The 13,121-nt window shown below is 72.6% G+C and carries 7 protein-coding genes; 5 read left to right on the plus strand and 2 right to left on the minus strand.

Annotation, left to right across the window (positions count from 1 at the left end):
• Window positions 1–117 precede the first annotated feature (117 nt).
• Window positions 118–5,004, plus strand: a complete 4,887-nt coding sequence (locus tag ABD883_RS12760; protein WP_295689940.1) for an NAD-glutamate dehydrogenase — start codon at window positions 118–120, stop codon at window positions 5,002–5,004.
• Window positions 5,005–5,018: 14 nt separating this feature from the next.
• Complete coding sequence (locus ABD883_RS12765) at window positions 5,019–6,584, plus strand: sensor histidine kinase (RefSeq protein ID WP_265808476.1); 1,566 nt, start codon at window positions 5,019–5,021, stop codon at window positions 6,582–6,584.
• A gap of 99 nt (window positions 6,585–6,683) precedes the next feature.
• Here the strand turns inward: ABD883_RS12765 and ABD883_RS12770 are convergent, their stop codons facing one another.
• On the minus strand, window positions 6,684–6,932 hold the full coding sequence (locus ABD883_RS12770) for a WhiB family transcriptional regulator (RefSeq protein WP_137319234.1): 249 nt from the start codon (window positions 6,930–6,932) through the stop codon (window positions 6,684–6,686).
• Window positions 6,933–7,217: 285 nt separating this feature from the next.
• On the opposite strand from ABD883_RS12770, the gene ABD883_RS12775 reads away from it, so the two are divergent.
• The 3 genes from ABD883_RS12775 to ABD883_RS12785 all read left to right on the plus strand — a co-directional run bounded on the left by ABD883_RS12775 (window position 7,218) and on the right by ABD883_RS12785 (window position 11,216).
• Window positions 7,218–7,790 (plus strand): gamma carbonic anhydrase family protein, encoded by a 573-nt coding sequence (locus ABD883_RS12775; protein WP_295689936.1) that lies wholly within the window; start codon window positions 7,218–7,220, stop codon window positions 7,788–7,790.
• A gap of 87 nt (window positions 7,791–7,877) precedes the next feature.
• A complete protein-coding gene (locus ABD883_RS12780) occupies window positions 7,878–9,767 on the plus strand; it encodes a heavy metal translocating P-type ATPase (protein WP_295689934.1) in 1,890 nt (629 codons plus the stop codon).
• Between the two features lie 12 nt (window positions 9,768–9,779).
• The gene (locus ABD883_RS12785) at window positions 9,780–11,216 is read left to right on the plus strand and encodes an NAD(P)H-quinone dehydrogenase (RefSeq protein WP_137319236.1); all 1,437 of its coding nucleotides are present in this window, start codon (window positions 9,780–9,782) and stop codon (window positions 11,214–11,216) included.
• Between the two features lie 54 nt (window positions 11,217–11,270).
• Here the strand turns inward: ABD883_RS12785 and ABD883_RS12790 are convergent, their stop codons facing one another.
• Window positions 11,271–13,061 (minus strand): acetyl/propionyl/methylcrotonyl-CoA carboxylase subunit alpha, encoded by a 1,791-nt coding sequence (locus ABD883_RS12790; protein WP_295689931.1) that lies wholly within the window; start codon window positions 13,059–13,061, stop codon window positions 11,271–11,273.
• Window positions 13,062–13,121: the final 60 nt, after the last annotated feature.

Here is a 13,121-nt window from a genome sequence, read left to right on the forward strand (position 1 = left end):
ACCTCGGAAACCCCCTGCGGAGCGGAGTCGGAATCACCGGAGTTCCCGCATAGAGTGGACGGGGAGGCCACACCGTCGTGGTCCCAGCCGAAACCGAGACGAACACGAGGTGGCACCGTGACCGAGGTCCGATCGACCGAGATCGCACAGCAGTGGAGCGCACTCACCGGCAGCACCCCGCCGGAGAATCTCCTGGCCGCGTACTATCCCCGCCCCGAGGCCACGCCGGCGGAGCGCTACCGCCCCCGCGAGCTCGCGGCCTCCGCGATCGAGCACGCCCGGTGCGCCGAACGGCACCGGGCCGGGGAGCCGACGATCGAGATCCGCAATCCGGGTGAGGACTCGATCGAGCAGATCGGCAACCGGACGGCGATCAGCATCGTCACCGACGACATGCGCCACCTCGTGTCCTCGCTCGTCGCCGAGCTCACCGGGCTCGGGCTGGCGATCCGCGAGGTGCACCACCCGATCATCGTCGTCGAGCGCGGTCCGGACGGGATGCACGTCGTCGCCCCCGCCGATCTCAGCCGCACCGTCACCGACACCACCGCGCTGCCGGTCATCGCCCCCGGCGACTCCCCGGCCGAGCGCCGCAAGGAGTCCTGGATCCACATCGAGGTCGACCGGATCCCCGAGGACCGGTTCGCCGAGGTCGAGGCCGGGCTGCGCGAGACCATCGAGTTCGTCGCCGCCGTCGAGCGCGACCGGCACACGATGGCCGACACCGCGCGGCACATCGCCGAAACGCTGCGCACCCGGCCCCCGCGGCCCGAGCTCGCCGAGGAGGCCGCGGAGTCCGCCGACCTCCTCGACTGGCTCGACGGCCGCTTCGCGTTCATGGGCTACCGCGAGTACGCGCTCGAGGAGTCCGGCGGGGAGAAGATCCTCGTCCCGATCGAGGACTCCGCACTCGGCATCTCCTCGCTCCGCGCGACGCTGAGCTCGCCGCTGTCGCGGGCGGTGGCCGCCAAGGCCGAGGAGCCGCGCGTCCTCGTGCTCACCAAGGCGAACTCCCGATCCCGGCTCATCCGGCGCGGGTACCTCGACTACGTCGGGGTGAAGACCTTCGACGACACCGGGCGGATCGTCGGTGAGAAGCGCTTCGTCGGCCTGTACACCTCGGGGCTGTACTCGGCCTCCGTGCTCGACATCCCCCTCATCGCGTCGAAGATGCGCTACGTGCTCAGCCATTCCGGCCTCGCCCGCGACACGCACTCCGGCGACGAGCTCGTCGCGATCCTCGAGAGCTACCCGCGCGACGACCTGCTCCACGCCGATGCGCAGGAGATCCTCGATGTCGTCACCCAGGTGCTCGACCTGCAGGAGAAGCGCGAGTCGAGCGTCTTCATCCGGCGCGACCCCTACGAGCGCTACGTCTCCGTGCTCGTCTACGTGCCGCGCGACCTCTACGACACCGCCGCCCGACTGCGGGTCGAGGGCGTGCTCCGCGACTACTACGGCGCGGAGTCCGTGGACTTCGACGTGCTGCTGAGCGACTCCGCGCTCGCCCGCCTCCACTTCGTCGCCCGGGTCCCGCGCGACGAGGTGCTGCCCGACATCGCCGGGGAGACGGTGGCCGAGCGGATCACCGCGGCGCTGCGCTCGTGGGAGGAGGACATCGCGGAGTTCATCGCCCCGGCCGGCGGCTCGGTGTCCGCGGCCGACATGGAGCTGCGCCGGCGCTGGATGCGTGCCTTCCCGCCGAGCTACCAGGAGTACCACACGCCGCGTCAGGCGGTCGACGACGTCGACCGCTTCGAGGAGCTCGACTCCGATGCGGAGCCCTCCGTCCGGATCTACCGCCCCGACGCGGAGGACGAGGCCGACGTGCGTCTCGCGTTCTACCGCATCGCCCCGGCGGGCCTGTCGGAGATCCTGCCGTTCCTCGCCAACCTCGGCGCCCAGGTGCACGACGAGCGGCCCTACGAGCTCGACCTGCCCGACGGCGAGCACCGCTACGTCTACGACTTCGGGCTGTCCTTCGACCGGCCGCTCGACGACGGCGACTTCGCCCGCATCGAGCGCGCCTTCACCACCGCCTGGACCGGTGAGCGGGAGTCCGGCCGGATGGACAGCCTCGTGGCCTCCGGCCTCGAATGGCAGGACGTCAGCATCATCCGCGCCTTCACCCATTACCTCCGGCAGGCCGGCTTCTCCCTCACCGAGCGCCACATGGGCGAGGTGTTCACCACCCACGTCGCCCTCACCACCGCGCTCGTCGAGCTGTTCCGGGTCCGTTTCGACCCCGACCTCGACGAGTCCCGGGGCACGCGCGAGGAGCTCATGCGCGCCCGGGAGGAGGAGATCGAGGCCGCGCTCGCCGAGGTCGCCAGCCTCGATGCCGACCGGGTGCTGCGCGCCGTCCTCGAGCTCATCCGGGCCACTGTGCGGACGAACGTGTTCCAGCCCGCGGACGGCCGGATGCCGGCCGCGGCGGTGTTCAAGATCCTCCCCACCCGGCTCGACTTCGTGCCCAAGCCCAAGCCGGCGCTCGAGATGTGGGTGTACTCCCCGGAGGTCGAGGGCGTCCACCTGCGCTTCGGGCCGGTGGCCCGCGGCGGCCTGCGCTGGTCGGACCGGGCCGACGACTTCCGCACCGAGGTGCTCGGACTCGTCAAGGCGCAGATGGTGAAGAACGCGCTCATCGTGCCGACCGGCGCCAAGGGCGGGTTCTTCCCCAAGCAGCTGCCCGACCCGGCGGTCGACCGCGACGCCTGGGCGGCCGCCGGGCAGCACGCCTACGAGCTGTTCATCGGCGCGCTCCTCGATGTCGCCGACAACCTCGTCACCGAGGGCGAGGGCACCCGCACGGTGCGCCCGGAGCGGACCGTCGTCCACGACGGCGAGGACAGCTACCTCGTCGTCGCGGCGGACAAGGGCACCGCCCGCTTCTCCGACGTCGCCAACCGGATCGCGCTCGAGCGCGGCTTCTGGCTCGGTGACGCGTTCGCCTCGGGCGGGTCCGTGGGCTACGACCACAAGGCCATGGGGATCACCTCCCGCGGCGCCTGGACCTCGGTCGAGCGCCACTTCCGGGAGCTCGGCCTCGACACCTCCCGGGACGAGTTCACCGCCGTCGGGATCGGCGACATGAGCGGCGACGTGTTCGGCAACGGCATGCTCCGCAGCGACCGCACCCGGCTCGTCGCCGCCTTCGACCACCGCGACGTGTTCCTCGACCCGGACCCGGACGCCGCGGCGTCCTACGCTGAGCGCAGGCGCCTGTTCGAGACCCCGCGCTCGAGCTGGCAGGACTACGACCCGGAGCTGATCTCCGCCGGCGGCGGGGTGTACCCGCGCTCGGCGAAGACCATCGAGGTGAGCGAGCGCGCCGCCGAGCGTCTCGGCATGCGCCCCGGCGCGCACCCGCCCACCGAGGTCATCCGCGCGATCCTGCGGGCCCCGGTCGACCTGCTCTACAACGGCGGGATCGGCACCTACGTCAAGGCGGAGACCGAATCCCACCTCGATGTCGGGGACAAGGCCAACGACGCGATCCGCGTCGACGGCGGCGAGCTGCGCGCCCGCGTCGTCGGCGAGGGCGGCAACCTCGGCTTCACTCAGCTCGGCCGGGTCGAGGCCGCGCTCGGCGGGGTCAGGCTCAACACCGATGCCGTCGACAACTCCGCCGGCGTGGACTGCTCCGACCACGAGGTCAACATCAAGCTGCTCCTCGACCTCCTCATCAGGCGCGGCGAGTTCGCTTCCGCCGAGCGGGAGTCGGTGCTCCTGTCGATGACGGACGAGGTCGCCGGGCTCGTGCTCGCGAACAACTACAGCCAGAACGTCGCGCTCGGGGAGGCGCGCGATCGGGCGCAGTCGATGACGAGCACGCAGCGGCGCCTCCTCAAGCGCCTCGAGAAGACCGCCGAGCTCGACCGCGCGGTGGAGTTCCTCCCCGACGACAAGGCGCTCAACCGGCGCGCCGAGGCGGGCCGCGGCTTCACCTCCCCGGAGCTCGCCGTGCTGCTGGCCTACGTCAAGATGGACACCGCCGGCGAGATCCTGTCCGGCGATCTGCCGGCGGAGGACTGGACGCGCGAGCACCTCGTCGACTACTTCCCCGACAGCCTCGCGCAGCGGCACGCGGACGCCTTCGTCCACCACCCGCTGCACCGGGAGATCGCGACGGCCCACCTCGTCAACCGGATCGTCGACCGCGGCGGGCTGACCTACATCTTCCGGATGCAGGAGGAGACCGGCGCCTCGGTCGCGCAGATCGCCCGGGCGTTCACCGTGGTGAGCCGGGTGTTCGACCTCGACGCGCACTTCGAGGACATCTGCGCCCTCGACAACCGGGTGCCGGCGGAGGTCCAGGTCCAGCTCCTCCACGGCTACGTCCGGCTCCTCGACCGCGCCTCCCGGTGGCTCGTCCACCAGGCGCCCGACGGTCTCGACGTGCTCGCCGAGGTCGACCGCTACCGGCCCGTGATCCGGGAGCTGCGGCCCCTCGTCCCGGGCCTGCTGCGCGGGCAGGACCGGGCTGAGCTCGAGGACGCCGCCCACCGCTGGATCGGCGAGGGCGTGCCGGAGGAGCTCGCCTTCCGGGCGGCCGCGCTGCTCGACGAGTTCGCGCTCCTCGACGTCGCGCAGGCCGCCTCCCGCACCGACACCCCCGCGATCGATGCGGCCGAGGTGTACTATGCGGTGACCGACCTGCTCGCGGGCTCGCAGCTGCTCAACCTCATCGGTGATCTCGATCGCCGGAGCCGGTGGACGGCCCTGGCCCGCGGTGCGATGCGGGACGACTTCTACCAGGCGGTGCTCTCGATCGTCGTCGCGATCCTCACGGTGACCGACAGCGAGCGGGCGACCCCGGCCGAGCGCGCCGACGACCGGATCGCGCAGTGGCGCGTCCGCACCGACGCCTCGCTGCGCCAGGTGCTCTCGACGATCGACGAGGTCATCGCGCTCGAGCAGGTCGACCAGGCGCCGCTGTCCGTGCTCCTGCGGATGATGCGCTCCGTCGTCCGCTCGACCGAGTGGGGCATGCAGGACACCTGAGACGAGGAGGACCCATGGGTCTGCTGAGCGATCTGCTGGCCGCCGAGGGGATCGTCGACGCCGACGACGTCGAGTGGCTCCACCTCGTCGTCGGCGACTGGCAGCTCATCGCCGACCTCTCCTTCGCCGATCTCGTGCTGTGGGCCCCGGCCCGCATCGCCGAGGCGGCCGGGGGCGAGGGCACCGGGGCCGATCCCGAGGGCGGCACGGACACGCCTGAGGCGGGTGCGGACGGCGAGGCTCCGGAATACCGGGTGATCGCGCACTGCCGGCCGACCACCGGCTCGACGGTCTACCCGCACGACGAGGTCGGCACGCTCGCCACCGCGGAGGAGCGCGCGCTGCTCCACGAGGCCCACTCCCAGCAGCGGATCGTCATCTCGCAGGCCGCCGAGCCCCCGCTCGTCGGCGCCGAGGCGGTCCCCGTGGTGCGCGCCGGCCGGGTCATCGCCGTGCTGACCCGGCACACCGAGGAGGGGCGTCGACAGGGCTCCTCCCGGCTCGAGCGCTACTACCGCTCGAGCGCGACGATGCTCCTGTCGATGATCGCCGAGGGGGCGTTCCCCGATCTCAGCGCGCCCTCCGGCGCCCATCGCGGGGAGCCCCGCGTGGGCGACGGGCTCATCGTCCTCAACCGGGAGGGCCGGGTCCGCTACGCCTCCCCGAACGGCGTGTCCGTGCTCCACCGGCTCGGGCACGAGGGGGAGATCGAGGGCCGCTACCTCGCCGAGGTCGTGTCCGGCCTCATCGCCCAGCTCCGTCCGGTCGACGAGACCCTGCCGCTCGTGCTCACCGGCCGCGCGCCGTGGCGCACCGAGGTCGAGTCCGGCCGGGTCACGGTGTCCCTGCGCGCGATCCCCATCACCCGGGCCGGCACGCGCACCGGCGCGATCATCCTCGCCCGGGACGTATCCGAGATCCGGCGCCGCGAGCGCGAGCTGCTGAGCCGCGACGCGATGATCCGGGAGATGCACCACCGGGTGAAGAACAACCTGCAGACGGTGTCGGCGCTGCTGCGGCTGCAGGCCCGGCGGATGGAGTCCCCGGAGTCGCGGGCCGCGCTCGAGGAGGCGATGCGCCGGGTGGCGATCATCGCCGTCGTCCACGACGTGCTGAGCCAGGGGGTGGAGAGCGAGGTCGACTTCGACGAGATCGTCGACAAGGGCCTGCGGCTCACCCCCGAGCTCACCTCGCCCGAGCTCGAGGTCACCCTGCGGCGCACCGCGAGCTTCGGCGCGATCTCCTCGGCCGACGCGACCTCGCTCGCGCTCGCCCTCACCGAGCTCGTGACGAATGCGATCGAGCACGGCTTCCCGCTGTCGGCGAAGCCGGAGGGCCAGGACACCCTGCGCGGCACCGTGTGGGTGACCCCGGAGCGGGTGGGGGACCGGCTCACCGTCATCATCGCCGACGACGGCGTCGGCCTGCCGCCCGGCGGCGGCCCCGGCTCGGGGCTCGGCACGCAGATCGTGCGGACCCTCATCACGAGCGACCTCGCCGGCAGCATCGAGTGGCGGCCGCGCGACGGCGGCGGCACCGAGGCGCTCATCGACGTGCCGCTGCGCTCCGACACGGTGTGAGCGCCCCGGGCGGGACCTGCCCCGGTGGGCACGCACAGCACGACAGCGGCCGCAGGCTCATCGAGCCTGCGGCCGCTGTGAGAAAGCGTGCGGGTGCGCTCAGCCGGCGCGGCGGGCGCGGGCGGCGCGCCGCTTGAGAGCGCGGCGCTCGTCCTCGCTCAGACCACCCCAGACTCCGGCGTCCTGACCGGATTCGAGTGCCCACTGCAGGCAGGTCTCGACGACTTCGCACCGCCGGCAGACGCTCTTGGCCTCTTCGATCTGGAGCAGGGCGGGCCCGGTGTTGCCGATGGGGAAGAAGAGTTCCGGGTCCTCGTTGAGGCACGCCGCGCGATGGCGCCAGTCCATGGTGTCCTTTCCTGGGAGCGGAGATCGCCGCTGCCGCGGACCGGAGGCTTCCCGAACGGGAGCGCAGACACGGGTGACGGCGTGGAAGATCGGCGATCGTATGGAACGATCACCACAAGACTCACACACGCCGGAGGGGCGCACAAGGGTTGAGCAGTGTGAAATCACTGACAGATCTCCATTCTCAGCACAACTGCGGGCTGCGTGCAAATCGCCGCGCACCGGGGTGAGACACCGGCCCGGCGCCCTTGTGCCGGTGCGCCGGCGTCTGCTTGGCTGGGGTGCATGACCGACTCGCACACCTCTTCCGGCCGCCCCCTCGGGGACCTCGCCGACGTCCGCCTCATCGCGATCGACGGCGTCGCCCCGACGATCGACCCGGGCGCCTTCATCGCCCCCGGCGTCATCCTCATCGGCGACGTCCGGGTGGGGCCGGGCAGCAGCATCTACTACGGCTGCGTGCTGCGCGCGGACCGCAATTCGATCACCATCGGGTCCGGCACGAACATCCAGGACAGCACCGTCATGCACGCCGACCCGGGCAAGCCCGTGGTGATCGGCGACCGGGTGTCCGTCGGCCACCGCGCACTCGTCCACGGCTGCATCGTCGGCGACGACGTGCTCGTCGGGATGAGTGCGACGCTCCTCAACGAGTGCCGGATCGGCAGCGGCTCGCTCGTCGCCGCCGGCGCCGTCGTGCTCGAGGGGACCGAGGTGCCCGCCGGCTCGCTCGTCGCCGGGGTGCCCGGCAAGGTGCGTCGCCCGCTCACCGAGGACGACCTCGCCCGCGTCCACGGCAATGCGCAGGCCTACGAGGAGATCACCGCGCTCCACCGGGAGCGCGGCCGGCTCCTCTGAGCCACCTCCTCCGATCCCGGGCCGGCGCGGGTTGAGGTTGCCCTGTCCTTCCTGGCAGGACCGGGCGCGGTGGCCGACACTGGTGGCATGAGGATCGTCGGCTTCTTCCGCAGCTATCCGCTCGTCGCACTCGCCCTCGCCGCGCTCGTGCTCACCCTCGTCCTGCTCGGCCTGGGAGCCCCGGGTGCGGCGCAGATCCTCGCCACCGCCGTCATCGCCCTCGTCGTCGTCCTCACCGCGATCGACATGGTCCGCGACCTCCTCGCCGGCACCTGGGGCCTCGACGTGCTCGCCGTCGTCGCGATGGTGTCCACCGTGCTCGTCGGGGAGTACGTCGCCGGCCTCATCATCGTGCTCATGCTCACCGGCGGCGAGGCGATCGAGGACTACGCCGCCGGGCGCGCCGGCCGCGAGCTCGATGCCCTCATCAGCCGCGCCCCGGCCTTCGCCAGCCGGCTGACCGCCGCGGGGGAGATCGAGCGCATCCCCGTGCGCGCGGTGGCACCCGGCGACCGCCTCCTCGTGCGCCCGGCCGAGGTGCTGCCCGTCGACGGGGTGCTCGAGGACGCGCACGCCTCGATCGACGAGTCCTCCCTCACCGGGGAGCCGCTGCCCGTCACCCGCGCCGCTGGCGAGGAGGTGCACTCCGGCACGGTCAACGGCACCGAGGCCTTCACCATGCGGGCGACGGCGACGGAGCAGGAGTCGCAGTACCACGCGATCGTCGAGCTCGTCGGCGAGGCGGTCGCCTCGAAGGCGCCGATGGTCCGCCTCGCGGATCGCTACGCCGTGCCCTTCACCGTGCTCTCCCTCCTCATCGCCGGGGTCAGCTGGGCGGTGAGCGGCGAGGCGGTCCGCTTCGCCGAGGTGCTCGTCGTCGCCACCCCGTGTCCCCTCCTCATCGCCGCGCCGGTGGCATTCATGGGCGGGATGAGCCGCACCGCTCGGATCGGCGTCATCGTCAAGAACGGCGGGGCGATCGAGACGCTGTCCCGCGTCCGTTCGGTCGCCTTCGATAAGACCGGCACCCTCACCCGGGGGCGCCCGGAGATCCGCGCCGTCCATCCCGGATCCCTGCCCGCCGACGAGGTCCTCGTGCTCGCCGCCGGGGCCGAGCAGTACTCCGTGCACGTGTTCGCCGCCCCGATCGTCGCCGCCGCCCACCACCGGGGGCTGCGGCCGGCCGAGGTCGCCGAGGCCGCCGAGGTCGCCACGAACGGGGTGCAGGCGACGCTGGCGGACGGCACCGAGGTGCGGGTGGGCAAGCCCGCCTTCGTCGCCGAGCGAGTGCCGGGACTGCGGCGCACACCGCTCACGGCCGGCGAGACCGCCGTCTACGTGTCCCGTGGGGACGAGCTCGCCGGGACCATCGTGCTCGCCGACCCGGTGCGTCCCGAGGCGCGGGGCACCGTGGCGGCGCTCCGCGGCCTCGGCATCGAGCGCTGCGCGATCCTCACCGGCGACGTCGCCCCGACCGCGGAGTCGATCGCCGCGGAGGTCGGCATCGACACCGTCCACGCCGAGTGCACCCCGTCCACCAAGGTCGACCTCGTCGCCGCCGCACGCCCCCGCCCGGTGCTCATGGTCGGGGACGGCATCAACGACGCCCCCGTGCTCGCGGCCGCCGACGTCGGGATCGCGATGGGCGCACGCGGGGCGACGGCGGCGAGTGAGGCGGCCGCCGCGGTCGTCACCGCCGACGACATCTCCACCGTCGCGCAGGCCGTGGCGATCGCCCGGCGCACTGTGCGGATCGCGCTGCAGAGCATCTGGCTCGGCATCGCGATCTCGCTGGGGCTCATGCTGGTCGCCGCCTTCGGCTTCCTCCCCGCGGTGCTCGGCGCGATCCTCCAGGAGGGCGTCGACCTCGTCGCGATCCTCGGCGCCCTGCGCGCGCTCGGCGGCGGCCCGATCGCGGTGCCCCCGGCGGCGGGGGAGGACCATTCCGACGATTTCGTCAGCCCCGAGCGGGTTTGACATGATGAGCGGGTGAAGAACGTACTGGATCCCGCGCAGAACCGAGTCGTCGTCATCGGCGGCGGCCCCGGCGGCTACGAGGCGGCCCTCGTCGCCGCTCAGCTCGGCGCCGACGTCACCCTCGTCGAACGCAACCGCTGCGGCGGTGCGGCAGTCCTCACCGACGTCGTGCCCTCGAAGACGCTCATCGCGACCGCCGAGCTCATGGGCGACATCGCCGAATCCGGGTCGCTGGGCATCCGCCTCGATGACACCGACACGGGGGAGGCCTCGGACTCCACCGGCGGCCGGATCCGCGCCGACCTCGGTGCGATCAACACCCGGATCCTCGAGCTCGCCAACGCCCAGGCCACCGACATCCACCACGGCCTCGTGCGCGCCGGGGTCACCGCCGTCAAGGGGCAGGCGCGCCTGACCGGCCGCAGACAGGTCGAGATCTCCCCGGCCGACGGGGAGGCGTACTCCGTCGAGGCCGATACCGTGCTGCTCGCGGTCGGCGCCCACCCGCGCGAGCTGCCGAGCGCTCAGCCCGACGGCGAGCGGATCCTCACGTGGACCCAGCTCTACGGCCTCGCGGAGCTCCCGGAGCACCTCGTCGTCGTCGGCTCCGGCGTCACCGGCGCGGAGTTCGCCTCGGCCTACAACGCGCTCGGCTGCCAGGTCACCCTCGTGTCCTCGCGCGACCGGGTGCTGCCCGGCGAGGACAGCGACGCCGCGGAGGTGCTCGAGAACGTGTTCCGCTCCCGCGGCATGAACGTGCTGTCGCGCTCGCGCGCGACATCGGTCGAGCGCACGGAGACCGGGGTCGAGGTCACCCTCGAGGACGGCCGCACGGTGGCGGCGACCCACTGCCTCATGGCGGTCGGCTCGATCCCGAACACCGAGGACCTCGGACTCGAGGCGGCCGGGGTGCAGACGGAGGAATCCGGCCACATCACCGTCGACGGGGTGTCGCGCACCTCGGCGCCCGGCGTCTACGCCGCCGGGGACTGCACCGCGGTGCTCCCGCTCGCCTCGGTCGCGGCGATGCAGGGTCGGATCGCGATGTGGCACGCGCTCGGCGACGCGGTCTCCCCGCTCAAGCTGCGCAATGTCGCCTCGAACGTCTTCACCGCCCCGGAGATCGCCACGGTGGGCTTCAGCCAGGCCGACTATCTCGAGAACTCCGACGAGGTGGAGACGGTGACGCAAACGCTGTCGACGAATCCGCGGGCGAAGATGCAGGAGATCACCGACGGCTTCGTCAAGATCTTCGCCAGGCGCGGCTCGGGGTCGATCCTCGGCGGCGTCGTCGTCGGCCCCAAGGCGAGCGAGCTCATCCTGCCGATCACGCTCGCCGTCGAGAACCGCCTCACCGTCGATCAGCTGTCCTCGAGCTTCACCGTCTATCCCTCGCTCAGCGGCTCGGTGACGGAGGCGGCGCGCAAGCTCCACCACCACGCCCGCTGAGGCCGGTGCGCCCACGCCGTGCGCTGAGACAGGTGCCGAACCCGGCGGGCGGGCTCAGGCCTCGAACTCGACGAGCGGCTCGCCGGCGCGCACCGTGGCGCCCGGCTCGACGAGCACGCGCGCCACGGTCGCCGCGTGCGTCGCGGTGAGCGGCTGCTCCATCTTCATCGCCTCGATCACCGCGAGCCGCTGACCGGCCTCGACGGTGTCGCCGGCGGCGACCTCGACAGACACGATGGTGCCCTGCATGGGAGCGGTGAGGCGCGGCGAATCGTCCTCGCGGCGCGAGCCCCGTCGGCGCAGGCCGCCGCGCCGGGTGGCCGACCCGGGAGCCGCCGGGCGGGCGAGCTCGGCGGGGACCTTGACGGTCATCCGATGGCCCTCGACCTCGACCACGATGTCGATGACGTCCTCGGCGGGCTGGGTGTGCACGGACATGGGTTCCTCCGGAGTGTCGAACTGGGGCATGTAGGTCGACTGCAGCCAGTGCGTCGACACGGTGAAGTCCTCGGTGAAGGCCGGTTCGTCGACGAGCCGGCGGTGGAGCGGTATGAGGGTGCGCACACCCTCGATGGTGAACTCGTCGAGCGCGCGGCGGGCGCGCGCGAGCGCCTGTGCGCGGTCCTCGCCGGTGACGATGAGCTTGGCGAGCATCGGGTCGAAGTCGGTGCCGACCTCGGTGCCGGTGCCCACGCCGGAGTCGAGCCGGATGCCCGGCCCGGCCGGCGGGATGTAGCGGGTGATCCGACCGGTCGCGGGGAAGAAGCCGCGGCGGGCGTCCTCGGCGTTGATCCGGAACTCGATCGAATGGCCGCGCGGGACGGGGAGCTCCGGCGGCAGGGATTCGCCGGCGGCGATCCGCAGCTGCCAGGCGACGAGGTCGACCCCGGCGACCTCCTCGGTCACCGTGTGCTCGACCTGGATCCGGGCGTTGACCTCCATGAATGTCGGGCGCCCGTCGCGGCCGAGCAGGAACTCGCACGTCGCTGCGCCGACGTAGCCGACCTCGGCGAGGATGCGCCGCGAGGCCTCGGTGACCGTCTCCTGCTGCTCGGGGGTGAGGAACGGGGCGGGTGCCTCCTCGACGATCTTCTGGTTGCGCCGCTGCAGGGTGCAGTCGCGGGTGGACACCACGTGGACGGTGCCGGCGGCATCGACGAGGCACTGCGTCTCGATGTGCCGGGGGTCGACGATCTGCTGCTCGAGGAGGCACTCGCCGCGGCCGAAGGCGCTGCGCGCCTCCCGGGTGGCGGACTCGAGGGCCGGCTGCAGCTCGGAGGCGTCCGCCGCGGTGCGGAAGCCGCGCCCGCCGCCGCCGTAGACGGCCTTGACGGCCACGGGGTAGCCGATCTCCGCGGCGATCCGCCGGGCCTCCTCCAGGCTCTCCACCGCGCCGCCGGAGCCGCGCGTGATCGGGGCGTCGACGGCCTCGGCGACAGCGCGGGCTCCGGCCTTGTCGCCGAGCCGGGCGATCGCCGCCGGCGGCGGGCCCACCCACACGAGGCCGGCGTCGAGCACGGCCTGGGCGAAGTCGGGGCTCTCCGCGAGGTACCCGTAGCCGGGGTGCACGGCGTCGGCGCCGGACCTCCGGGCGAGATCGAGGAGTCGGGTGATGCTGAGGTAGGTGTCGGCGGGTCCGAGCCCGTCGAGCAGCCAGGCGTCGTCGGCGAGCCGGACGAAGTCGGCGTCTGCGTCCGGCCGGGTGTAGGCGGCGATCGCGCGGATCCCGAGGTCGTGGCAGGCGCGGATGATGCGCAGGGCGATCTCTCCGCGGTTGGCGATGAACACCGCGCGGACCGGCCGGTGCGTCACGCTCGCGGAGTACTCCGCGGCCAGCTGACTCATGTGGGGGACTCCTGAGGACGGAACGACATGGAACAGGTCAAACCTAGAGACCCTCGCCAA

This window comes from Brevibacterium pityocampae, from assembly GCF_039541555.1.
Classification (GTDB): Bacteria; Actinomycetota; Actinomycetes; order Actinomycetales; family Brevibacteriaceae; genus Brevibacterium; species Brevibacterium pityocampae.